At 35.7% G+C, this 24820-nt stretch carries 25 protein-coding genes; 21 read left to right on the top strand and 4 right to left on the bottom strand.

The annotated features are described in order from the left end of the window. Nucleotides 1-5: 5 nt before the first annotated feature. From ABMA78_RS15070 to ftsZ, 11 genes are all read left to right on the top strand, one after another. Complete coding sequence (locus ABMA78_RS15070) at nucleotides 6-1289, top strand: Mur ligase family protein (RefSeq protein WP_392861249.1); 1284 nt, start codon at nucleotides 6-8, stop codon at nucleotides 1287-1289. Then, nucleotides 1283-2593 carry a UDP-N-acetylmuramoyl-tripeptide--D-alanyl-D-alanine ligase gene (murF, locus tag ABMA78_RS15065; protein WP_392861247.1) on the top strand — a complete coding sequence of 437 codons (1311 nt, stop codon included), beginning with the start codon at nucleotides 1283-1285 and terminating at the stop codon, nucleotides 2591-2593. Before ABMA78_RS15070 ends, murF begins: the two co-directional genes overlap by 7 nt. Before the next feature lie 25 nt (nucleotides 2594-2618). Beyond that, complete coding sequence (gene mraY / locus ABMA78_RS15060) at nucleotides 2619-3695, top strand: phospho-N-acetylmuramoyl-pentapeptide-transferase (RefSeq protein WP_392861246.1); 1077 nt, start codon at nucleotides 2619-2621, stop codon at nucleotides 3693-3695. 3 nt (nucleotides 3696-3698) lie between these two features. Continuing rightward, nucleotides 3699-5081 (top strand): UDP-N-acetylmuramoyl-L-alanine--D-glutamate ligase, encoded by a 1383-nt coding sequence (murD, locus tag ABMA78_RS15055; protein ID WP_021267585.1) that lies wholly within the window; start codon nucleotides 3699-3701, stop codon nucleotides 5079-5081. Between the two features lie 93 nt (nucleotides 5082-5174). Then, nucleotides 5175-5642, top strand: coding sequence for a hypothetical protein (locus ABMA78_RS15050; protein ID WP_392861244.1), 468 nt, complete (start codon nucleotides 5175-5177; stop codon nucleotides 5640-5642). A 62-nt stretch (nucleotides 5643-5704) separates the two neighbouring features. Further along, the gene (gene ftsW / locus ABMA78_RS15045) at nucleotides 5705-6835 is read left to right on the top strand and encodes a putative lipid II flippase FtsW (protein ID WP_392861243.1); all 1131 of its coding nucleotides are present in this window, start codon (nucleotides 5705-5707) and stop codon (nucleotides 6833-6835) included. Nucleotides 6836-6886: 51 nt separating this feature from the next. After that, entirely contained in the window at nucleotides 6887-8263 is a 1377-nt protein-coding gene (murC, locus tag ABMA78_RS15040; RefSeq protein WP_392861242.1) for a UDP-N-acetylmuramate--L-alanine ligase, read from the top strand. Beyond that, nucleotides 8256-9164: a UDP-N-acetylmuramate dehydrogenase gene (gene murB, locus ABMA78_RS15035; protein ID WP_392861240.1), complete on the top strand. Its 909-nt coding sequence runs from the start codon at nucleotides 8256-8258 to the stop codon at nucleotides 9162-9164. Before murC ends, murB begins: the two co-directional genes overlap by 8 nt. Continuing rightward, on the top strand, nucleotides 9164-9901 hold the full coding sequence (locus tag ABMA78_RS15030; RefSeq protein WP_392861238.1) for a hypothetical protein: 738 nt from the start codon (nucleotides 9164-9166) through the stop codon (nucleotides 9899-9901). Before murB ends, ABMA78_RS15030 begins: the two co-directional genes overlap by 1 nt. 93 nt (nucleotides 9902-9994) lie before the next feature. Continuing rightward, the gene (gene ftsA, locus ABMA78_RS15025) at nucleotides 9995-11248 is read left to right on the top strand and encodes a cell division protein FtsA (RefSeq protein WP_021267553.1); all 1254 of its coding nucleotides are present in this window, start codon (nucleotides 9995-9997) and stop codon (nucleotides 11246-11248) included. A 14-nt stretch (nucleotides 11249-11262) separates the two neighbouring features. After that, a complete protein-coding gene (gene ftsZ / locus ABMA78_RS15020) occupies nucleotides 11263-12804 on the top strand; it encodes a cell division protein FtsZ (protein ID WP_392861236.1) in 1542 nt (513 codons plus the stop codon). An 80-nt stretch (nucleotides 12805-12884) separates the two neighbouring features. Here ftsZ and ABMA78_RS15015 read toward each other — a convergent pair whose 3' ends face one another. The 4 genes from ABMA78_RS15015 to udk are packed head-to-tail and all read right to left on the bottom strand — an operon-like array spanning nucleotide 12885 to nucleotide 16074. Beyond that, nucleotides 12885-13271 carry a hypothetical protein gene (locus tag ABMA78_RS15015; protein ID WP_392861234.1) on the bottom strand — a complete coding sequence of 129 codons (387 nt, stop codon included), beginning with the start codon at nucleotides 13269-13271 and terminating at the stop codon, nucleotides 12885-12887. Between the two features lie 11 nt (nucleotides 13272-13282). Then, nucleotides 13283-13798 (bottom strand): hypothetical protein, encoded by a 516-nt coding sequence (locus ABMA78_RS15010; protein ID WP_392861233.1) that lies wholly within the window; start codon nucleotides 13796-13798, stop codon nucleotides 13283-13285. Nucleotides 13799-13816: 18 nt separating this feature from the next. Beyond that, on the bottom strand, nucleotides 13817-15424 hold the full coding sequence (locus ABMA78_RS15005) for a ribonuclease J (RefSeq protein ID WP_392861232.1): 1608 nt from the start codon (nucleotides 15422-15424) through the stop codon (nucleotides 13817-13819). Then, on the bottom strand, nucleotides 15424-16074 hold the full coding sequence (udk, locus tag ABMA78_RS15000) for a uridine kinase (protein ID WP_392861230.1): 651 nt from the start codon (nucleotides 16072-16074) through the stop codon (nucleotides 15424-15426). Before udk ends, ABMA78_RS15005 begins: the two co-directional genes overlap by 1 nt. A gap of 114 nt (nucleotides 16075-16188) precedes the next feature. Between udk and ABMA78_RS14995 the strand changes: the two genes are divergently transcribed. From ABMA78_RS14995 to ABMA78_RS14950, 10 genes are all read left to right on the top strand, one after another. Next, nucleotides 16189-17709, top strand: a complete 1521-nt coding sequence (locus ABMA78_RS14995; protein WP_392861228.1) for an ABC transporter substrate-binding protein — start codon at nucleotides 16189-16191, stop codon at nucleotides 17707-17709. After that, nucleotides 17693-18661 (top strand): 50S ribosomal protein L11 methyltransferase, encoded by a 969-nt coding sequence (locus ABMA78_RS14990; protein WP_392861226.1) that lies wholly within the window; start codon nucleotides 17693-17695, stop codon nucleotides 18659-18661. The genes ABMA78_RS14995 and ABMA78_RS14990 overlap by 17 nt, the downstream gene beginning before the upstream one ends. A 3-nt stretch (nucleotides 18662-18664) precedes the next feature. Then, nucleotides 18665-19387, top strand: coding sequence for an RsmE family RNA methyltransferase (locus ABMA78_RS14985; protein ID WP_392861225.1), 723 nt, complete (start codon nucleotides 18665-18667; stop codon nucleotides 19385-19387). Nucleotides 19388-19421: 34 nt separating this feature from the next. Then, complete coding sequence (locus tag ABMA78_RS14980; RefSeq protein WP_392861224.1) at nucleotides 19422-20144, top strand: hypothetical protein; 723 nt, start codon at nucleotides 19422-19424, stop codon at nucleotides 20142-20144. Further along, nucleotides 20144-20602, top strand: coding sequence for a D-glycero-beta-D-manno-heptose 1-phosphate adenylyltransferase (rfaE2, locus tag ABMA78_RS14975; protein WP_392861223.1), 459 nt, complete (start codon nucleotides 20144-20146; stop codon nucleotides 20600-20602). The genes ABMA78_RS14980 and rfaE2 overlap by 1 nt, the downstream gene beginning before the upstream one ends. Beyond that, nucleotides 20603-20905, top strand: a complete 303-nt coding sequence (locus ABMA78_RS14970; RefSeq protein ID WP_392861221.1) for a hypothetical protein — start codon at nucleotides 20603-20605, stop codon at nucleotides 20903-20905. A 275-nt stretch (nucleotides 20906-21180) separates the two neighbouring features. Continuing rightward, nucleotides 21181-22014, top strand: a complete 834-nt coding sequence (locus ABMA78_RS14965; protein WP_392861220.1) for a flagellin — start codon at nucleotides 21181-21183, stop codon at nucleotides 22012-22014. A 433-nt stretch (nucleotides 22015-22447) separates the two neighbouring features. Next, entirely contained in the window at nucleotides 22448-23278 is an 831-nt protein-coding gene (locus tag ABMA78_RS14960) for a flagellin (RefSeq protein ID WP_392861218.1), read from the top strand. Between the two features lie 116 nt (nucleotides 23279-23394). Then, complete coding sequence (locus ABMA78_RS14955; RefSeq protein ID WP_392861217.1) at nucleotides 23395-24066, top strand: PilZ domain-containing protein; 672 nt, start codon at nucleotides 23395-23397, stop codon at nucleotides 24064-24066. Nucleotides 24067-24096: 30 nt separating this feature from the next. Further along, nucleotides 24097-24819, top strand: coding sequence for a UDP-2,3-diacylglucosamine diphosphatase (locus ABMA78_RS14950; protein ID WP_392861215.1), 723 nt, complete (start codon nucleotides 24097-24099; stop codon nucleotides 24817-24819). Nucleotide 24820 lies beyond the last annotated feature (1 nt).

Below are 24820 nucleotides of genomic sequence, written 5' to 3'. Positions count from 1 at the left end.
TCCTTTTGGAGGGTCTTACTGACCTTACGGCAAATCTAGATCAAGCTAAACCGTGTGATATCGCTTTTTATCGTATACATGATAACGAGAAAGCTATTGAGCTATTTCGCCAACGTTATCAAAAAGGTCGTGCCGGGCTAGTCATTACGAATCGTGAGGTTGCAGACCTTGATACACTCGTTGTTGACGAGAGTGATTTTTATAAATTACAAGAAGAGTTGGTTGAGGAGCTGTATCCAATTAATCGTGAAGTAAAGTTAATTGGAATAACAGGTACAAACGGAAAGTCGTCTGTTGCTCATCTTTGTCAGCTTATTCTTAATGCTAACAATCTAAGTGCATGTAGCATTGGTACGGTTGGTGTCATTAAAGGTGAGAGTGAAGTGATGGAAAGTCTATCTGCCACAACTCCATCGTTCATTGATTTAAGAAGAATCATATTTAAGTTGAAAGATATTAATTACTTCTGTTTGGAAGTAAGCTCTCATGCCCTTGAGCAGGAGAGAGTAAAGAAAATGAAATTTGACTCTATAGGGTGGACAAATTTTACTCAAGATCATCTGGACTATCATGGAACGATGGATTCTTACTTTAATGCAAAAGCAAAGCTTGCAAATTATAGTGATTCAAATTTTATTATTCCACGTTCTCAAGAAGATGAATTCAAGTCTAAGTTAAGTTGTGACTTGGCCTCTAATGTAGAAAACATTTATGGTGAGGAGTTTAACCTAAGCTACAATGTCGATAATTTAGAATTAGCATTCGCTCTTTGTGATAGGGCCTCTAGTTTAAAATTAAGTAGAAAAATAAAGCTATCTTTACCTAAAGGAAGATTTAATCTTTTTAGAAAGGGCGATAGTGTATTCATTGTGGATTATGCTCATACTCCAGATGCTATTGTAAATATTTGTCGTGAAACTAAAAAACATTTTGATTCATATGACATTATTACAATCTTTGGTTGTGGTGGTGATCGCGATCGTACAAAGCGTCCAAAGATGCTTTCAGCTGCCCTGGAATTTAGCGATAAGGTTGTTGTAACAAGTGATAATCCAAGAACGGAAGATCCGAATGAGATTATTAAAGATATTCTTGAAGGTAATAAAGAGGCCGTTGATATTATCGTTGATCGCAAGGAAGCTATTCATACTTATGTGAAAGAATATGAACGTCCTACTGCTGTCATTATTGCAGGTAAAGGACACGAAGAATATCAAGATATCAAAGGTGTTAAATACCACTTTAGTGATATTGAAGAAGTAAAGAGTGCATTAGGGGAATTATGTTAATTTCTGATTTAAATAAAGTTTCAGGTCTAGTTAAAAAGGTTGGTAAGGATCTTGATGTTGATATTTTACTATCAACAGATTCTCGTATGCCTGAAGATAAGAATACATTTCTTGCTCTGAAGGGTGAACGATTTGATGCTTATAACTTTATTGAAGATGCGATTAAAAATGGTGCAAAAGCAATTGTCTTAACTCATACAAAAGAAAGAGAAGAGGAGATCCGAACTCTAGCTGAGAAGGATGCAGAGCTTTGTTTCTTTTTAGTTGAAGATAGCCTTACTTTCTTACAAGAAGCAGCTAAGTTTCGAATTGTTGAGTGGAAGAATCGCGGCGGTTTTGTTTTTGGACTTACTGGTTCAAATGGGAAGACAACAACAAAAGAACTACTTTACTCGTTGGCAAAATCCTTTCTTCATGATGCAGTTATTTGTACACATGGTAATTTAAATAATCATATTGGTGTTCCACTAACAATCTTCTCTATTAAGGATGAGCATAAGTTCGCTATTATTGAGATGGGAACTAATCATTTTGGCGAGATTGAAGTACTTTGTGAAATTGCACAACCTGACTACGGCTATATTACAAATATTGGCCATGCCCATACTGAATTTCTAATTGATCTTAATGGTGTTCTAAAAGAAAAGTCTGCACTTTACCGTTGGATCAAAGACCATGGAAAGAAGTTCTTTTTAAATATGGAAGACGAGAAGCTAGCAACTTTAGAAGTTACAGAAAAGATTGTTCCTGTAAGCAAGAATAATGTTTACGAATTTGAAAGTGACTTTATTAAAGAGTCATATAATCGCTGGAATGTTCAAGCTTCATGTTTTGTCTTAGAAAATATTTTCTCATTAAGCTTATTTCACGAGTTAAAAAAACTAAGGCTTCCTGAAAATAAAAGGGCCCAGTGGATTAGTGTTAATGAGTCAAAAATATATTTAGATGCCTACAATGCAAATCCAACTTCAATGAGACTTGCAATTAGAGAGTTTGCTAAACAAGTCCCAGATACAAAGAAAGTTATCTTCATTATTGGTGACATGAATGAGTTAGGCGATAAGACCCAGGAACATCACGAGGGTGTTGCGGAGTTGTTAAATGAGCTAGGTATCAAAAACTCAATTTTCATTGGGCGATTTGCTAATTTTTATCAAAATAAATTTAGCGGTGCGTCCGAAACTTATGTAAATCTTGATGATTTCATCTCAAATTGGCCAACAGTATTAAATTCGTACGATTATATTTTTTTAAAAGCTTCTCGTTCTTTACAACTAGAGAGGCTAATAGATATAACTATGTAATATAATTTAAAAACCAGGTGATTACATGCTGTATCATTTCCTCTATCCCCTAAGGGATGAATTCTTTGCTTTTAATATTTTTAAATACATCACATTTAGAACAGTTGTGGCCTTCTTGCTTGCAACAGTTATCTCAATTATTTGGGGTAAGTACTTTATTGGATTCATGCAGCGTAAGCAGTTTGGCCAAGTAATACGTGATGATGGTCCAGAGTCTCACTTAAAAAAAGCAGGAACACCAACAATGGGTGGTGTTTTTATTTTGGGGACAATCCTATTAACGCTGTTAATAACTGGAAATTTTAATTCGATTCCAGTTCTCATTACCTGTGGTGTAACTGCATCGTACTTTGTGCTCGGCTTTATCGACGACTATGCTAAGATCTCTAAAGGAAATACAAAAGGTGTTTCGGCCAGAGGTAAGCTTGTGTGGCAATTTGCAACAGCTCTAATTGCTGTCTTTGCCATGGTTCATTTCAATGTTATCGACACTCAATTATTTGTACCTTTTGTGAAAGGGCCAGTCTTTAACCTGATGAGCTTCTTTATAATTTTCGGGGCTATCGTTATTGTTGGTTCTAGTAATGCTGTTAACTTAACAGATGGATTAGATGGACTAGCTATTGGTCCAATCATTACATCAGCTGCAACTCTTGGATTTATTGCTTATGCAACTGGTCACAGAGAGATTGCATCATACCTTTTTGTGCCATACGTTGAAAATGTTGGAGAATTAGCTGTCATTGGTGCTGCAATCGTCGGTGCAGGCGTTGGATTTTTGTGGTATAACACATACCCAGCTCAGATTTTTATGGGTGACGTGGGGTCCCTTGCCTTAGGTGGTACACTAGGAACAATGGCCGTACTAACAAGAAGTGAATTACTCTTTGTTATTATTGGTGGTGTTTTTGTTGCCGAGGCTGTTTCGGTGATCTTACAAGTTGCTTCTTACAAAACTCGTAAGAAGAGAATATTTAAGATGGCCCCGATACATCACCACTTCGAGCTATTGGGATGGGCCGAGCCTAAAGTAATTGTTAGATTTTGGATTATAAGTATATTTTTAGCGATTCTAGCGATCGCAACATTAAAAATGAGGTAGAGAATGGAGAGATTTAGAAACAAGAATATCCTAATCGTTGGTATTGGAAAAACTGGTTTCAGACTCATAAATTTCTTTAATCGTCTTGACTGTAATATTCGTGTAACAGATATCAAACCGATTTTTGATCTTAATAAAGCTGTAAAGAAACTACGTAAGATTAAACCTGCAGTTGAAATGACTTTTGGTGAACACTTAGATGACGACTTCATCAATGCTGATGTTGTTGTTTACTCAGGTTCTGTTGATCCAAATATGCCTCAACTAGAACTAGCAAGAAGAGAAGGGAAAGAAGTTTACTCTGAATTCGCTCTTGGAAATAAGCTATGTCGTAAGCCAATCATTGCTGTTTGTGGATCTCACGGTCGTACAACTGTAGCACACATGATTGGATTTACTTTAAGACAAGATGGAAAGAATGTATTTGTTGGTGGAACAAGCGAAAGCCCATTTATCGAATACTCAATGCTTCCTAATAAAGATGAAATTGACTACGTTGTAGTCGAGGTTTCAGCAGTTCAAATGAGACGTCTAACTGACTTCCACCCTAAGATGGTTGTCTTTACAGATATCGCAGACACTTACCCACAAGGACAATTCACGTCGATGGGTGAGTACATGGAAACAAAATTAAGTATCATCAAGACTCTATCTCCTGATGACACTTTAATTGTTAACTTCGACAAGCTTGCAAATAATAGCTTCTTTAGAAATGCAAATTGCCAGACTTACTGGTACTCAAGAAGATCATTCGTTAAGCTTGGTGTAATGGAAGAGATCCAAGGAACACACTTCCACGATCGTCGTATCCATTCAAATATCAACTACCACTCAGAGTTTGTTGTTAAGAAAATGAGAATCATTGGTCAAAATAACCGTGAAAATCTTCTTGCTGCAATCACTGCATGTAAGGCACTAGATCTTTCTGACGAAGCAATTCAAACATGTGTAACGAAATTCCCTGGAATTCCACACAGAATTGAATTCTTAATGGAAAAAAATGGTGTTTCTTTCTATAACGACTCAAAAGCAACAGATATGAGAACACTTGTTGAGACAACTAAGGCGTTTAAAACTCCGGTTATCTTAATTGCTGGTGGGAAAGATATCGAAGATCTTGAGTATGAAGCATTTACTGATGAGCTAATTCAAACAACACGAATCATCGTTCTTGTTGGTGAAGCAAAAGAAAGAATGAACCGCGCACTTGGGGAGCATCCACAAACTTTCATTGTTGGATCGTTTGAAGAGTCTGTTCTCTTTGCTTATCAAAAGTCGAGAACTGGTGACACGATTATTCTTTCACCAGGTAATCCTGCTACGGACTTCTTTAGAGATTACGAAGAGCGTGGGAATTACTTTAAAAAACTTGTCTACCAATTATAATTTTTTGAAATAATAATTATAGAAATGCCTGCTTTATGCAGGCATTTTTTTTATGCCTAATACAGAACAAGTTTTAAGTCATATGATCTCGTCATGAAGGTTCTGTTATTTTTTATTTTTGTTTCTATTTTTTCTACTCAAATTAAAGCTGATCAAGATTATGTGAAAGTCTGTCAAAACCTCGTGGACAAGCGACTTTCAAAATACAATCAATTTCGTTTTAAAAAACAATGCTCACAAATTACGACTAAGTATCAGTTTCAATGTTTAACTGAAGTCTTAGACAATCGCAGAGCGATCTCCCTCGTGGAGTTTAACGCATGCACTTATGTAAAGAGTGCTGAAACTTTGGCGAGCATTCATGAAGTGGCCAAGTACTATCACAGTAGTGTGAATAGCTTTCATGTGACAGTTGCGGCCTTGGTGCAAAATGAAAAAGAGAAGAACTGTGTTTTAAATATAATTCAAAAAGAAGGCTTAGATCCTTTCAATGCCTACACGTGTTTTGATGAAAGAGGAATTGATCCAATTAGGCATTTTGCGCAAATGTATATCAAGTAGCCTGACGCGCAGTTTCCTATATTTCTAATGCATCGAATACAATCTTCATATATGATTAATATATGAACTCTATTGAAAACACGGATCGTTTTGGAAAACTCTTTTTAATTATCACATCAATTATTGTTGGTGTTGGTATCGTCATGGTTTACTCTTCATCCTATATGTTTTCAAAAGAAGTTTACGGAACAAGCCTTCACTTCTTCTCAAGACAAATTCTCTTTGCTTTAATCGGCGTGGGTATGGCCTATGTTGTGGCAAAGACTAAGTATCAGTTTTGGATAAAGTTCTCATTCCACTTAAATCTCGTCGTGGCCTTTCTTTTGGTTTTAACATTTATTCCAGGTTTAGGTGTTGTTGCTAAAGGTGCCAATCGATGGATTAATCTAGGGTTCGGTTCATTACAACCGGGAGAGCTTGCAAAGTATACGATACTTATGATGTCACTTTTCTTTTTTGAGAATTATGAAAAGCTAAATCTTAAAAATCGTTTAAAGTATGCGGCCAATATTGGATTAGTACTCTTGCTCTTACTTTTACAACCAGACTTTGGAACATTCTTTATTTGTGCCCTAGGAATGGGATTCACTTGTTTCATTTCTAATTTTAATCGTAAGTATTTCTATATCATGGGAGTAGTCGGAACAATTCTTTCGTCTCTAATACTCGTTGCTCAACCTTATCGTGTAAAAAGACTGATGGCCTTTTTAGATCCATGGGCAAACCCAAGAGGAAGTGGTTTCCAGGTAATTCAGTCTTGGATTGGTTTTGCAAATGGTGGCTTCTTTGGAAAAGGTATTGGTAATAGTTTAGAAAAATTATTCTTTCTACCAGAGGCCCATAATGATTTCATCTTTTCAGTTATAGGTGAAGAGTTTGGTTTTCTAGGAGTCATTGCATTTGTTGTTCTCTTTATGGCCTTTACTCATATTGGTTTTAAATTAGCACTGTCTTTAAATGACGATATTGCAAAGAAAATGGTCATGTCCATTATCTTCATTATCGGTGTTCAAGCTTGTTTAAATATGGGGGTTGTTCTTGGGCTTCTTCCAACAAAGGGACTTAACCTACCATTCGTTAGCTATGGTGGATCATCACTTATGAGTAATTTAATTGCTATCGGTGTAATCTTCTCTTGTGTGTCACGTCAACGAACGATGTCAGGCCAGAAACCGTTTTTTTCTCAACAATAGCCAATATATGCGCTAAATTTAGAAGAAGTAATCTTGTGAAAAGGAACTAGTATGAATATTAATATTCAAAATATTAGCGTGCATTTTATTGGAATCGGTGGAATTGGGATGAGCGGTATCGCTGAAATTCTACTGAGTCTTGGGTATAAGGTAACAGGTTCAGATATTAGTGAGTCTGCCAATGTTGCTCGTTTAAGAGATTTAGGAGCTGAGGTCTTTATTGGACATAAGCGTGAAAATATAACTGAAAGGACGACAGTGGTTGTTTATTCATCTGCAGTAAATGAGTCTAATCCTGAAATGCAGATGGCCCGTGAAAAGCAAATTCCTATTATGAGAAGAGCTGAAATGTTGGCCGAACTTATGAGACTTAAAAGAGGAATCGCAATTGCGGGAACTCACGGTAAGACGACAACAACAAGCTTTCTAGCGACAATCTTACAAGCGAGCAACTACGAACCAACTTATATTATCGGCGGTATCGTTTCTAATCTTGCAGGACATGCAAAGGTTGGTACTGGTGAGTACTTAGTGGCCGAAGCCGATGAGTCTGATGGATCTTTTCTAATGTTAAATCCAATCATGTCGGTTGTAACTAATATCGACCTTGATCATATGGACCATTACGGAAGTGAAGATGTTCTTATGGATAGCTTTGAAGAATTTATTAACAAAGTTCCTTTCTATGGACTCTCTTCACTTAATGCAGATGATGAAAGACTAATGAGTCTTGTTCCACATATTAAAAAACCAATTGTTACTTTTGGAATTGAAAAAACAGCAGATTATCAAGCTGTCGATATTAAAATGTCTGATCTGTGTTCAGAGTTTGACCTTATCGTTGGTCCTGAGAACTTAGGACGCTTTATCATTAATCTTCCAGGTAAGCACAATGTGCAAAATGCTCTTGGGGCAATCTCCATTGCTCATAAAATGGGAGTACCAGTGGATATGATTAGAAGCTCAATTAGAAGCTTTGAAAATGTTGGACGGCGTTTTCAATTACTTTATAAGAATGAAGATGTAGAGATTCTTGATGATTATGGCCATCATCCGACTGAAATAGCTAAGACTTTAAACACATTAAAAGAAATTAGAGATCATAAGAAAATTGCTATCTTTGAACCACATCGTTTCTCTCGAACAAAAGACTGTTGGAATGAGTTCCTACACTGTTTCAACGACGTTGATGAGTTATATATGTGTCCAATTTATCCAGCTAGTGAAAGCCCTATTCCTGGGATCACTTCAGATAGACTTGTCGAAGATATTAATCGACTTCATCCGGGGCTAGCTAAAACAATTGAACTTAAAGACTTAGATACAATTATTAAGTCTAATAAGAATTCAACAATTATGACATTAGGGGCCGGGTCAATTGGCCGAGTCATTAGAGAATGGGTTTTAGATAACGATCGCAATGAATAAGATTAAAGAGTTATTAGCTAATATTCCAAATATTGAAATCGAAATTGATAAGGATCTATCAAAGTATTCAACAATGAGACTTCAATCTAAGGGTGATTTTATTTCTGTAAAGGATCTTGATGGACTTAAGGACGTTGCAAGAACCCTTACTGAAAATAACCTTAACTACATGGTGTTAGGCTTAGGTGCCAATCAACTTTTAAATGAAAGAATTGAGCATCCAATAATTAATCTAGACTTTGATTACGATCGTCGTATTTTAAATCAGTATCATGAAAGCTATATTCTTCCAGCTTCTGTGAAGCTTTCAAGCTTAACTTCTCATGCTTCCAAATTTGGTAATATGCGCTGGGAGGTGATAACTGGAATTCCAGCTACTTTAGGTGGAGCAGTTTTCATGAATGCGGGAACGGGTCTTGGTTGGATTAGCGAAATTATAAATAGAGTTTGGTATATTGATAAGGAAGGTAACGAGTATCTTCATGAGGCAACAGAGTCTAGCTTTTCATATCGCCAAAACAATTTTTTAAAACCTGGGGATATTGTTTATCAAGTTGAGCTTGTCTCAAAAGGTCAAGATGAAAACCTTGGTGAGAAAATTCGTAACTACCTCCTAATGAGAAATAAGTCACAACCATTAAAGGAAAAAACTTGTGGAAGTGTCTTTAAAAACATTGTTGGAGATAAGCGAACTTGCACTGCAGGACAATTTATTGATATACTTAATTTGAAAGGGTTACAAGTTGGTGATGTGCGCGTGAGTAATCTTCATGGAAACTTCATGGAGAATTTCGATAAAGCGACGGCCAGCGATGTAAAAGAACTTATAAAAATTGTACAGGAAGAACTTTATCTAAACTATGGTTTAAAGTTTGAGCCTGAAGTCAGGATAGACATTTAATGAAAAAAGCTATTTCAATTATTTCACTTCTTCTTTTGAGTGCTTCTGCATCAGCAGTTTCACAGCCAAATGAGAAGATCAAATATAAGACGGCTTTTGGTAAATGTCCTTCACGTGCTGCTGGAACACTAACTCTTAAGCTAGTAAAAGACTTCGAAAGAAACCGTTCTTTAAGAAGTATGAAGAATCTAGTTGCAGCAGATAAATTAAAAGAAAAACACTTTCTGTCAGACTATACGATTAAGTATAATCCGATGGAAGGAATGCTTAACTTTATCTATGAATGTCCATCTCCATTAATGAAAGTACAAATTTACAAAGAAAATGGAATGGAGTCTTATGAAGCAATTCTTGTTGATAATGGTCAACTATTTGACCCAACATATGAAATTCTACTAAGAACGGAAAAGAAGTTAAATTACTCTCTTCCTTATCTTGCAATCCCTGTTGGGGAAATGGATAAGACAGTTCAAAAAAATATCACACGTATTATCGCAGACCTTGATCTTGTTTTTAGAAAATTAATTTCTGAAGTTATTATTAGCGATGATAAAGAGTTAACAATGATTCTTTCGATTAAAGGAAAGCCTTCAAGTGTCTTTATGGGCAAAGATGAATGGCCTCTTAAAGTTGAAAAGTTGACTCAAATCATTGGTTATATGAACAAGAAAAAGAAAATTCCATCAGTGATAAATATTACAAATTCCAAAAAAGTTGTTGTCAAGTTCAACGACTAATTCTAAAATTTCATTGTATGCGGTAAAAATTGCCGTTAGATTTCTTTATTAACAGAATGATTCTGTAAGAAAAAACTAGAGAAAGGATTCTCAATGAAAGAAAAAAACATCGTTGTCGGTTTAGACGTTGGTACAACTAAAGTCTGCACAATCGTAGGTATCCAAAACATTTCTAATCAAAACACTGGTAAAGCTGAGCTTGAAATCATTGGTATTGGTACACATCCAAGTCATGGTTTAAAGAAAGGTAGTGTTGTAAATATCGATAAAACAGTTCGCTCAATTCATAACTCTTTAGAAGAGGCAAGACTAATGGCCGGAGTTGATATCCATAGTGCAACTATTGGAATTGCTGGTAGCCATATTTATAGTTTTAATAGCTCAGGTGTTGTTGCTGTTAAAGGTAACGAAATTTCACAAGATGATGTTGATCGTGTACTTGAAGCTGCTAAAGCAGTTGTTATGCCAAGTGATCGTGAAATCATTCACGTTATTGCTCAAGAGTATAAAGTTGATAATACAACTGGGATTAAGAATCCAATTGGAATGTGTGGGACACGTCTTGAGGCCCATGTACATATTGTTACAGGTTCAATCTCACTAATTCAAAACCTTGTTAAGTGTGTTGAGCATACTGGGATTAAAGTAGAGAACGTAACTCTTCAACCGATTGCTTCTTCTGAATCTGTTCTTTCTCCTGAAGAAAAAGAAATGGGAACACTACTTGTTGATATTGGTGGTGGGACTACAGACCTTGCTCTTTGGAAAGATGGGGCCCTCGTTCATACACAAGTTATTCCAGTGGGTGGAAATCATTTCACAAATGATCTTGCTGTTGCACTCAAAATTCCACACGCAGAAGCAGAAAGAATTAAAATTAATCACGGTTCAGTTTTACCTGAACAGGTAAACCAATCAGCTCATATTACAGTACAAGGAATCTCTGGAACTAAGCCAAGAGAAGTACAACTAAATACAGTTGCAAATGTACTTGGAGCAAGAGCTGAAGAGTTATTTGATCTTATTAAAAATATTATTAGAGAAAAGAATCTAGGAGATGACATCAGTGGTGGTGTTGTTCTTACAGGTGGTGGTGCAATGATTAAAGGAATGCCAGATATTGGTGAGTACCTTTTAGAGCGTCCACTTAAGATTGGTTTTCCAATTGCTTTTGGTGGCATGACAAATATTATGCAAAATCCAAAATTTTCTACAGTTTTAGGTCTTCTACTTGAAGCTTCAAAAGGTAAGGAAGTAGACGTAGAAGAGGAAGAAGATATTAATCAAATAGATATTGTAAGTAAATTATCAGGATCTATTAAATCAGTATTTAGAGAAATTTTTTAAATAAGGGGGAACTTATGTTCGAAATTTCTGACAACAACGAATTAAAATTAACTGAAGGCGCGAAGATTCGCGTTGTTGGTGTTGGTGGCGGTGGGTGTAATGCCGTAAACACAATGATTAAGGCCGGTTTAACTGGCGTTGAATATATTGTTGCTAACACTGACTCACAAGCACTTGCAGTTAACCTTGCACCAACTAAAGTACAACTTGGTGTTGAGTTAACAAAAGGTCTTGGAGCTGGGGCAAACCCAGAAGTTGGTCGTAAAGCAGCTCTAGATGAGTATGAAATGCTTAGCCAGGTTCTTGAAGGATCTGACATGGTATTTATCACTGCCGGTATGGGTGGTGGAACAGGTACTGGAGCAGCTCCTGTACTTGCAAAACTTGCACGTGAACTAGGTGCTCTTACTGTTGGTGTTGTTACAAAGCCATTTATCTTCGAAGGTAAGAAGAGAATGAGACAGGCATCAACTGGTATTCAAACTCTTGAGGAGAATGTTGATTCTCTAATCACTATTCCAAACCAAAGACTTCTTCAACTTGCTGGTGAAAGCCTTTCACTTGTTGAAACTTTCATGAAAGCAGATGAAGTACTATTAAACGCTGTAAGAGGTATTTCTGATCTAATCAATACGACAGGTCATATCAATGCTGACTTTGCTGACGTTTCAACTGTTATGTCTAATAAAGGTCTAGCTCTTATGGGTACAGGTCTTTGTTCTGGGCCAGATAGAGCTATTAAAGCTGCTAATGAAGCAATCTCTTCACCACTACTTGAGGATATCTCAATTGATGGTGCAACTGGTATCATCATTAATATCACTGGTGGTTCTTCAATGACTATGCATGAAGTTAATGAAGCAGCTACTTTAATTATGGAAGCAGCAGATGAAGATGCTGAAGTAATCTTTGGATCTGTTGTTGATGATGAACTTGAAGATAATATCAAGGTTACTGTTATTGCAACTGGACTTGGTGGACGTGAAGCTGCTGTTAATGTAGCTCCTCAACAAGAGGTTAGAAGACCTGTTGTTCAAGAAGCTAAACCAGTTTATGCAGCTCCTGCGGCACCAGCTACTCCTGTAGTTGAAGAAAAGCCAGTTTTTGAACAACCAGTAGCACAACCTGCTGTACAACAAGCTGCTTACCATGAAGCTCCTGTTCAATCGAACCCACAAGTCGATGCGATGAGAGAAATTCAAATGGAAGCACAACGTGAGCAACAAGCTCAAGAACTAGTTCAAGAGCCAGTAAGAACTCACTCATTTGATGGAGATAATTCAGAAACTTCTCAAAGACCTAGCTTAACTGATTCAATCAGAGAAGCAGCGTCTCAATACGAAGCATCTAAATCTGAAGTAGATCCTTGGGCAAATGAAAAAGTATTAACAGGTAATAATGCTGCCGCTGATAAATCAGATCGTCCTAAATCAATTGCTGAAAAACTTGGTTTTATCAACTTTGATGAAGATGAACTAGATACTCCTTCTTATCTAAGAAAAGAGGAGACTCCACAAACTTCTGGAAATGAAACTTTTCGCCAAGTAGAGCGATAGGATTCCCCCCAAAGTATATTGATGGAAACATCAAAAAAAGGGCCCTCTTTGGGCCCTTTCTTTTTTTAAAATATAGTAAATTATAAAGAAATTGTTTTAAGAATATTTGATTTAAATGATTCTAAAAGTTCTGCCGTATCAATCTTGAAATCTTCTGGCAGCTTAATAAGAAGTTTTGAATTATTATGTGGGATATTTCTTAGGACTAGTCTGAAATTTCCTTCCCATTCCTGCCAACTTAACTCATATTGCCAGCGACTGAATTGACCACCACCAAATTTTGAATCTCTTTTTTCAGGCATAAGGGCATCAATAGTATAAGATACCTTTTGCTTCAATCCTGCTGAAGTTAAGTCTTTTTCACAATCTCTTATTAATCGATCGTGTTTAGAATCGAAAACTACATTTGGTTTATTAGTTTCCATGATTTGATTAATTTGGCCTTTTAGGATTTCAAGATCGTTCACTACGCTCTCCCTTATTTTTGTATTTTCAATCTTTGTCTCATTTCATCTTCTATTTCTTTTTGCACATGTAATTGAACATAGGTTTCGATCAAGTCACTTTCCACATCAATTTTGTACTCACATAGAATGAAGGTTGGAATTTTATCATTATCCCACGTATTTTTTTTGAAATTATAAATATAGACACCTTTTTCCGGTGTATCGCTTGTCGTTCTCTCATTTGTAATAGCGACCCATTCGTGTCTTGAATAAAGATTGAAATGATCACGACAAAGATGAAGTGAGTCGACATTAAAGTAATCATTTTCGACGAGTTCTTTTTCACAAATACTACATAACCCAAGAATCTTTTCTTGTGACTTATTCTTTTCTAATAAATTGTTTATCTTATCTGTGAGTTTTCCGTCTTGAGTTTCTTCTTTTTGAATCTCTTTTCGAAATGCGATAAATGCAAAGACGCCAATAAGTAGAAAAAGCGCAATCGCAATGATTACAAGTAATGCAATGATGATAACCGTGTTGTCCATGTAATTAGTTTAATGGACTTAGCAAATATGAACAATGGCCAGAGGCCTATATCCAAGGATATTTTGAAAATATCTTCTAACCGCTACTCGAATACGTTCACTTCGTTGATCAATCGTTCCTTTTTCATTGAAGTAATCAAAGCAAATTTCTTGTAGTTGACTAATTTGCTCTTCTTCATATGGGATTCCCATTGTCGTAATGTGAACTCTTTGCTGAGAACGAGCAATACTGTTCTTTGAAATTGAAACAAAGACTGTACCAAGCGTGGCCATTTTTCGTCTTTCTGAGATTTTTTCTTTTTCGATGACAATACGATTTCCATGAATGAGTATCGGTGGAATTTCTTGTGAGCGAGAAATTTTTATTTTGCCATTTAAAGATAGTGAGATGCTGTCGTGATTTTTAATCTCGATCGCTTCACTGGTAGGCAGAATTGATTTGATAAATTCACAGTGTTTTCTTAAAAAATATGTTTCGCCGTGAATAGGGATCGCAATAGTAGGTTGGTAACTATCATAAACATCTTTAAGATCAGCTTTACCAGGGTGTCCTGAAGCATGGATTAATCCATTGAAGTGTGTAATGACCTCACAACCTTTCTCTGTGATTTCGTTGTATAAAAGAGCTAACTTTTTTTCATTTCCAGGAATTGCTTTAGAGCTAAAGATAAAAGTATCTGATTCATTTAGCTTGTAGTACTTATCACTGCTGCTTGTAATTCTCTTAACTGTACCTCTGAATTCACCCTGACTTCCTGAACATAGAATAATATGTTTCTTCTTTAAATCTGTAACACTTTCAACTTCACGAACAAGTCCATGGTCGTTAAAGATTTCACACTCTCTGGCAATTTGTGTATACTTAAGTAGAGAGCGGCCATAAGGAACGACGTTAAGCTTAAGCTCTTTTGCAATATTAAATATTGTTTGTAGACGATGAATATTAGAAGCAAAGCATGTGATAAAGACACGTCCTTTTGCATCTGAGATAAAAGAAAGCAGGTCTTTTTTAAGCTCGGACTCAGAAGTCGTTCTTTCATTGCTACTTGTGATATTTGTCGAGTCTAGCATCGCAAGGCGGTTGTTATACTTCTTTGATAAGAGGTTGATTTTCTCGAGTTCAATAGGCTCTTCATATTCAGTGTTAAAATCACATTTGAAATCAGAGATGAAGAGAATTCCAGTATCAATTTCTTTGATACCTAGATGAATTCCCTTTGTATTTGGAATCGAGTGATTAACATGAATCGTGTCAATTTCGATTTCATTTATCACAAGTTTACTTTCAAGTTTGTTAATTTTTTTTGAAAGATCTAGATATGACAACTTATCTTCAATAAGCTCTTTTGCAAATGTTGGGGCATAGACATCAGCTTCTGGAAATCTCTCAATATAATGTGAGATTGCACCAATATGGTCTTCGTGTCCGTGAGTTATGATGAGAGCATTGATTTCAACATCTACATTCTTTAAATCAGGAATAAGATAATTGATATCAAAGCAGTCTTCGTAGGGAAATAGAATTCCACTGTCGATTATTATATTTGTATTCTTATAAGAAACTAAAGTCGCATTAGATCCGATTTGTCCAACACCACCAAGAGGTGAAATATTTAAATTAGACATTAAGATCCTTTCGTTGTGTTTAGTAGTAGTTCGAACTCTTTGTTTTGCTCAATGAATTGGACTAGTCTGGCCGCTAAGATTTCAGAAGAAACATCGGTTTCTTCACCAACAATAAAGTCAGCATACTGTCTTTGTGGCGCTAAGAATTTCTCATACATTGGTCGAACACTGTCGTAGTATTGATTGATAACACTTTCTAAACTTCTTCCACGTTCAGCAACATCTCGATTAAGTCTTCGAGTAAAGCGAATATCTGCCTCAACATGGAGAAAGCAGCGAATATCTAACTTCTCTCTAATCTCCTGATCGAAGAGAGTAAAGATTCCTTCAAAAAGGACAACTGGTGTTGGATTTAAAGTTGTTGTTGATGTTGTACGACTACTCGTTTTAAAGTCGTAATTTGGAACTTCTATAGGCTCATCATTTTTTAGGGCCGTGATATGTTCCTGTAGGAGTGCCCAGTCAAATGCTTGTGGGTGGTCGTAATTTGGTCGTCCTGATTTTGTATAATGCTCTTTTGGTTGCTCTGGTAGATAGTAAGAATCCATTGATAAAACAGACACTTTCTCTTTTGGTAGTTTTGAAATTACTTTTGAGGCAAAAGTAGTTTTTCCTGAACCTGAACCACCAGTGATTCCAATTAGCTTCATAGATGACCTTTGTTTTAATGTTTTCAGTAACTTAACATAGATTGAGTTCACATCAAATAAAAGAGGTGATAATCTTATAATAATTACATTTGTGTCATTCGTCAGGGATATTCGATGTTTAGATTTCTATCTTTTTTAGTATTTATTTTCCTAACTTCAATGGGTTATGGAGCGAGTCTTAATATCGCAATTTCGTCGTCTCCAAATAGCTTGAGTCCGTTCTTTTCAACTGATGCTAACTCTCAAAATATTAATCGCCTTGTTAACGCCTCTCTTATTGATTTCAACAGTAATATGCAGCCGATTTGCCAATTATGTGAATCCTTTAAAGAGTATCGTACAGTAGATTCATATAAGATTCGATTCAAACTAAAACCAAATCTAAAGTTTTCAAATGGCGCACCTTTGACGTCGAAAGATGTGGAAAAGTCTCATTTTTATTTTACGGAAACTGAGAAGATAAAATCGATCTTCCGCTTTGCTTTTGGAAATATTAAAGAGGTTAAAATTATCGATGAACTCACTTTTGAATTAATCTATAAGAGCTTTGGCCTTGATCACTTACCAAATTTAGTATTATTTAAAATTATCCAAATCCCTAAGTATGAAAAACTTGAGAAAGTCGAAATGTCAGATCTCGTCGGTGCGGGTGACTATAAAATTGCAAAGATTGCACCTTTGCAAATTGACTTAAAGTCTTTAAAAGCTGATCACTACGATTTGAACTTTGTTGTCGTAAAAGATGAGACAACACTTTCGTTAAAACTGATCAAGGGAGAGATCGACTTATCTGTTGCCAATATTTCACCTAGAAAAGTTAATTACTTAGAAAAGAATAGTGATGTAAATGTACAAAAGGTTTTAGGGACAGATTATAATTACATTGGACTAAATCAGAAAAAAGATATTCTCCAAAATGAAAATGTGCGTAAGGCATTAAGCCATCTTGTCCCTAGAGCTAAGATTATTAAGTATAAGTTTAAAAATAATGCTGTTGCTTCAAATGGCCTCTTTGCAAAATCCTTTAAGAATTTTTATATCGATACACCAGTTGATGACTTCAATCCGAAAAAGGCCTATGAGCTTTTTAATAAAGCAGGTTTTGAGAGAAAAAATGGAATTTGGTATGACAATAATGGAAAGACTTTTTCTCTTACTTGGAAGACAAGCAGTAATAAATTTCAACAAGAACTAGTGACAATCATTAAGAATGAGTTTGAGAAATTTGGCCTAGTTGTAAATGTGGTACCTCAAGAGTGGGGAACTTTCCTTAGAGGTATTAAAAGAGGAGAATACGATCTTTATTTAGGGCGTTGGGTAGGATTTACAGGTCAGGATATGCTTAAATTCGCATTTTACTCTGAAAATATGGCCCCAAAAGGTGCAAATCGTGTCTTTTTTGATAATAAGGATTTTGATAATTTAATTAAGCAGGCCGAGCAGACTATCAATAAGAAAAAAGAAGTCGCTCTATATAAGAAGGCCAATCAAGTAGTAAACGAACAATACCCATATATTAGCTTATGGCATCCAAATGTCATTTGGGTGATGAGTAAGTGTATAAAACTTAAAGAAATTTATCCTAATGGAAATTTTCTAGTTTTAAAGGAAATTGAGAATGTCTGTAAAAACTGAAATCTTTAAAATTGTAACGATTGAATTTCAAAGTAGCTCACAATGTGAAGAGGTGAATAAGATCGCTCTTAATGAATTTGAAGTTGATGGAATTGAAGAGTTCTCAATGGAAGAAGAGCGTGTTGATGAGATTCTTGGAGAGAGAGCATATTCTGGTGGAGACGTTCCTGAGTCAGTAATTGATGAAGTCGTTGATATCTCAGATGATCAAGATGTTAAGAAGTTTAATTATTTCTTCTTTCAGGGAGATATTAATAGGGCCCATGAATTTGCAAAGGCAATCGAAGGGATGGATCTAACAATTGAAGTTAAAGATGAAGAGTACTCAGACTGGAATGAAGTATGGAAAAAGCACTATGCACCGATTGAGGTAACTCCTGAACTAAGTGTTATTCCAGAGTGGTTTAAGGAAGAAGATTATAAAGAAAATAATAATAATATTTATATCATTCCAGGAATGGGATTTGGTACAGGTGAACACGAAACAACATACCTGTGTCTAAAGCACTTTATGGCAGTAAAGGACTCTTTCAAAGAGAAAGACCTTTGTTTAGACTTTGGATGTGGTTCAGGTATCTTAGGAATCGGCGCTATCAAGAAAAGCGATATGCTCGTCGACTTCGTTGATATCGACCCTGCTGCTCTTGATAATTGTCACGAAAATCTTAAGTTGAATTTAAATGAAGACCGTCTTAATGGTCATCGTCTTATTGCAAGAAAACGATTCAATCTAGATGATAAGTATAAACTTGTTTTTGCTAATATTCTTATGCATGTTCTTGTATCTGAAAAAGAAGTTCTCTTAGACTCACTAGCTGATGATGGTTATATCATTCTTTCTGGTATTCTAAATGAACAAGTTGATGCAGTTATTGAAGAATATAAGTCTTTAAAGAAAATCGATGTATTATCTAAAGGTGATTGGTCAGCAATTCTTCTAAAAAAGGAGTAATTCATGCGCGCTATTTATACTCGAGATGATCTCTCTCCATCAATTGATGGAATACTTAGCTTTTCTGATGATCGTAGCCATCACTTAATTAAGGCCGTAAGAGTCAAAAAGGGTGATGAGGTTCTGCTATTAGATGGAGAAGGTGGTCGCTATACAAGTGAAGTGATTAACTGCACGAAACGTGAAGTTTCACTAAAGGTATTAGCATTTGAGAAGATTGAAAAGTATACACATATCGATTTAGCAATAGGGCTTCCTAAAAGAGAAGCTTTTGAGAGCTCTCTAAAGAATGCAACTCAAGTCGGTATCTCAGAAATATTTCCTTTTCAAGCAGACTACTCAAATTGGTCAATAAAGAATTTTGATAGAGTAAATTCAGTTATTGAAAGCTCGCTAATTCAATCAAATAATCCTTACTTTCCAGTAGTACATCACGAGACAGCAAGTCTTGATGCTCTATTCGAAATCTTCCATCAATACGATTATATATTCTTAACGACATTATCTCATTCAAATGGTATGGATATTGAAAGTATTGACAGCATAAAAGATAAACGTATTTTAATTATCATTGGACCAGAAGGTGGACTTTCTACTCGTGAAGAAGAGTTAATGTTAAAAGAGAATAATGTTATGGGGCTTAAGCTTGCAACACCTATTCTTAAAACAGAAAGTGCAGTCCTAACAATCGTAGGCTATGTACTTGGAAAATTTGATGTTAAATAAAAAATGTGTCATCCTATTATAAGAGGGCCCAGGGATGAATTTAGAATCACAAAATAGCAAGAAACCAATTCGCTTAAATGACTTAGAAGACTTCGATAATTTCGATGACTTTGGAATAGAGGATATTCCTTTTAAACCTATTAATGAAGGACTTGGTTTTCATCATGGAAAGGCCAGTAAAGAAGTTTTAAAAAGTGCACGTGTTGAAGTTACTCCAACTCAATCACATGTAAATAATTTCAATAAAGTTCTTGGCCGTGAAAAAGAGATGAGTGTTCCTTCTGAACTTGAAGCTTTTTATCGTAAAGGTACAGAGTCAGAAATCCCTAAAGTAAATCGTGAAATTGAAATAAAGAATAAGTCACAAGATGTTTCTATCGCAAGAAGATTTGCTTCTTACGTGATTGATATGAGTGTATCACTAGTTATTTTTGCTGTTACTTTAGCTGCAATGTTTTTAGTAAGTGGACTTCCTCTCGAATCATTTATTGAAATCACACTTCAAAACTCAAATTATAGATTTCTATTAGCACTATTTGTGCTTATTCATATTATTTATCGTATTACATCTGTCTACAGGCCAACGTTTGGTCAGTATATTTGTGGCCTAAGGCCAAAGCTTTCAAATGAGGCAGCTTTTAATACGATTATTGAAAGAACTCTTTTTGAGTTCATTTCGATCCCACTTCTAGGACTTCCATATATTTTAGGACTAGATAAGAAATTCTTTGGGAATAGCCTTAAAAAGAGTAAGTAATGAAATATCAAGAAGCACAGGAATATGTAGAGAATCACTTTAGTGGGAAGAAAATTGTATTCACTAATGGATGCTTTGATATCCTTCACCGTGGTCATTTAATGTACTTAAATGAAGCGAAGAAACTAGGTGATATTCTTATTATAGGACTTAACTCAGACAGTAGTGTTAAGCGTTTAAAAGGTGAGGATCGTCCTGTGAACTCTGAAGGCGATCGTCAGTTTATGCTTGAGAATTTAAAGTCAGTTGATAAGGTTTTTATTTTCGAGGAAGATACTCCTTATGATCTTATAAATGCTGTTCTTCCAAGTATCCTTGTTAAAGGTGGGGACTGGGCCATCGATCAAATTGTTGGCCATGATATTGTTACCGCTAACGGTGGACAAGTGTTAAGCTTAAATTTTGAAGATGGCTATTCAACGACTAATCTAATTGAAAAGATCCAAGGCCGCTCTTAAGTGTATATTCATTTTAAAAATGAACTGGCGATTATTTCAAACGATCTTTCTGATACAGAAGTTGCCATAGCTCACATCTTAAAAACCATAAAGGCCACTTTGAAATTCGGCCTACCTGTTCTACTAAAATTCAAAGATGGAGATATCGATATTTCGAAACTTCGTAGTAAGCACTATATTGCTAACTCTGAATTTGCATTTATTAATATCTCTTTAAAAAATCGCTTTCCTGTTGAAAAAGAATTTCAATCACTGACTGAAATGGTCGAGTATATGCTTGATTTGAATGATTGGTTATCTTAATTTCTAAGTAAAAATTTTGATTTGTTTCTTAAGTAATTGATTCTCCTGACCTCCCTTCGTGGTCGGTCGGAGTTGTTCGGCATCATTTTACCATCGTGGTAAATACCGCCTCCAAAAAAATAAAAAACCTTCCACTTTTCTCTCAAGAATATTTCCGAGTAACCGTTATGGGTATTGCAGCCAGATGGGTCTGGTTGTTTTGGGATTTAATTTGTTGAGACAAGGAGTTTCAACGCTAATTACACAAGGAGGTTGCTTATTCGAGGAGAATAGTAATGGGATTAAGAATTAACACGAACACACAGTCAATTGCAGCACAAAGAAGTTTAGGACAAGTTAAAAGAACACAAGATGAATCTTTAAACAAACTTTCATCAGGTTCTAGAATTAACAAGGCCAGTGACGATGCTGCAGGACTTGCGATATCTGAGAAGTTAAGAGCGAATATTAGAGGTACTCAACAAGCAGCAAGAAACGCTGGTGACGGTATCTCGATGATTCAGATCGCTGAAGGTGGGATGAACGAAGTATCAAATATTTTAGTTCGTCTAAGAGAACTTTCAGTACAGTCTGCATCGGATACAATTGGTGATACTGAACGTGAATTTACTGATAAAGAATTCCAACAACTAACAAAAGAAGTTGATAGAATTGCACAGTCAGTAGAGTTTAACGGAACATCACTAATTAATGGTGAAGGGTCAGAGAAAGAATTCCAAATTGGTCTTAATAATGATGAGACAAATGACAGAATTAAGTACGATCCTTCAGCAGTATCAGTTAAAACAGAAGACCTAGGTATTAGTGGACTTTCTGTTGCGACAAAAGGTGACGCTCAATCAAACCTTGAAGCTATTGATAAGGCCATGACATCAGTATCTGGTGGACGTGCGGAACTAGGGGCATTACAAAATAGACTACAGTCTACAATTAATAACCTAGAAATCTCTAATGAAAATATGAGTGCCGCTAATTCACGAATCAGAGATACAGATGTAGCAGCAGAGTCTGCAAACTTAGCTAAGGCAAATATCCTTACTAGTTCTGCAACTTCTGTTCTCTCGCAAGCAAATGCTTCGAGCCAATCTGCACTAAGACTGATCGGTTAAGTAAAAATCTAAATCGAAAGCAACATCTAAAAGTAAGGGCCTTCTTCGGAAGGCCCTTATTCTTTTCTATAGTAAAAAATTAAAGCTTAAATTAATAGACCACGCTTTCACGTGGCCCACTAGAATCTTGAAAGAGCAGAAACTCAGGAGAGAGAATCGCTCTGTCCTAATTATATTCATAAAATCTATTTCAAAACATGATCCTAATCATTTATTAGTGGCAAAAAATAATGTCGATTTTCATCCACTTTTTAAGTACTTATTATTGATACCTCAAGCTCTAACTATATGAATTTATATTAATTTGCCCACTTTTTTCCAATTATCTGAGGGATTCACTAAAGTATTTAACCGAGTGTAACGAACAGGTATTTGTGAACACTAATTTTGTCTGAAAGCTATTTTTAGTAGGACGTGAGGAAAGGAGAAAAAAATGGGTTTACGTATTGCAACTAATACAGCTGCGCAAATGGTGCAGAAAAACATTAAACAGACAGGGAAAGCTTCAGGGGAGGCCTTGGAGAAATTATCGAGTGGTAAGAGGATTAATAAGTCCGCTGACGATGCTGCCGGTTTAGCGATTGCTAAGAATATGGAAGCACAGGTCAAGGGTTTACGTCAGGCTTCTCGAAACGCAAATGATGGTATCTCGATGGTGCAAACCGCAGAGGGGGCCATGAATGAAACAAGTAATATCTTAGTAAGATTGAGAGAGCTATCAGTTCAGGCCGCATCGGATACGATCGGTGATACTGAGCGTGGCTTCCTTGATAAAGAATATCAGCAACTCGTTAAAGAGGTTGACCGAATTGCAGAATCGACAAAATTCGGATCGATCTCATTACTTAATGGATCAGGTTCAGAGATGGATATTCAGGTTGGTACTTTTGCCGGTGAGAGTGGTCAGATTCAATACGACCCTTCTCAAACGAATGCAACGGCATCAGCACTTAATATTTCGGGCCTAAGTGTTGCTTCTAAAGATGATGCAAGAGGATCGATGGAAAATGTCGATGAGGCCATCACTAGCTTATCTGAACAAAGAGCGAATCTTGGTGCTGTTCAGTCAAGACTACAGTCTTCTGTAAACAACCTTGAGATTCAGGCGACGAATCTAGATGCTTCTAGATCAGTTATTGAAGATGCAGACGTGGCATATGAGTCATCGCAACTTGCTTCTTCTAATATTGCTAAGCAAGCAGGGATTGCATCATTAGCGCAAGCTAATAATATCAATTCAGCTGCTCTTAGATTAGTAGGTTAATAAAAATGGGGGACACACCCCCACTCCTTTCTTAAATAATTAAAGCGGTCTCGTGCAGGAGAGAATCGAGACCGCATTTTTAAGTTGGGAGTCGAAAGATAGGAATTGAGAATTAGATGAGCACGAAGAAGTTTGAACAAGATATTATTGAGTCCATCAAAGAAGGCAGTGAAGTCATTATCTGGGATGTTATTGATCAAAATATTGTTAGGCTTCCGGCCAAAATTAAAAGTCTCAATGCCTTTTCTAAACAGATCTTTTTAACTATCGAAGATGGCCTAAGAGATAGCTTGGCCCACTTCGTACGAGGACCAGGACTTCTTAAATTCTATATTCCCGATTTACAGTTAATCTTTATCAGCGAGCTAAATGCCTCTCATGGCAATAGTCTCGAAATCTCATATCCAATAAAAGAGAAGAGATTAGAAAGAAGAGAACATGAGCGTTTTGAACCACTCATTCCACTTTATAGCTGTTTTCAAAATTTGAAATATGAGATTTTTGATATCAGTGAAGGAGGGGTCTCATTTGTCTTAGGAGCTTCTCAATATGAACAGCTCTTTAGTAATAAGAATGAAGTTCTAAATTTTGAAGTTGTATTTGCAAATGAAAAAATTCATGTAAAAGGAAGTGTTGTTAATAAGAAGAAGATAAAACCATACCAGATATCGAGATTTCCATATGGTGCTTTTCGTATAGCAGTGGCCATTGAAAATAACCCAGAATATCGTAAGCATGTTAAGAAGTTACAAAGTGGATGCGATAAACTAATGAAAGATCTTCTTTGATTATCTTTGCTATTCCGATATGATAATTCTATGAGCAGTTATGTGATATCTGATGTCCATGTGAAATGGGATCAAAAAAATTCTGAATATCTTAAAAATTTTCTCGCTATTAACTTTAATGAAAATGATCGTATTTATCTTCTTGGAGATATATTTGATTTAATGGTTGGAAGTTATCAGGAATACGAAGAACAATATGATTGGTTCTTTAATCGTATAAGAGAAATTACTGCTCTTGGTATACCAATCTACTATATCCAAGGTAATCATGATTTTCATATTGAAGATTTACTTACGGATAATGGAATTATCGTAAAGACGAAACCATTTGTTGAAATAATTAATGATCAAAAAGTTCTTTTTTGTCATGGTGACGAGATAGAAATCGAGAATTTTAGTTATCAGGTTTGGCGTGGTTTTATAAGAAGTTATCCTTTGGCCCTTATTTCTAAGTATGTTTTTAATTATAAAATTGTGAAAGCAATTGGGGATTATCTATCTCATAAAAGTAGACAGCGAAATGAAAAAAGATATGGCCAGACTCAACTTAATGGAAGTATTCGAGATAAATTTAGAAAGAGTGCTCAAATTGCCTCAAATGAATATAATGTCGATGTCATTATATGCGGACATAGTCATTATCAAGATGAGTTTAAATCTGATAGCTTTTCATATTATAATTGTGGCTTTGTTCCTGCTTCAAATAAGTATCTGATGATTAATGAAAGTTACCAATTTAAGAATCTCGATTAAA

The sequence above is a fragment of the Halobacteriovorax sp. RZ-2 genome, from assembly GCF_043196685.1.
Taxonomy (GTDB): Bacteria; Bdellovibrionota; Bacteriovoracia; order Bacteriovoracales; family Bacteriovoracaceae; genus Halobacteriovorax_A.
Note: the sequence above shows the minus strand (reverse complement) of the source record. Positions and strands in the feature narration are given on the sequence as shown.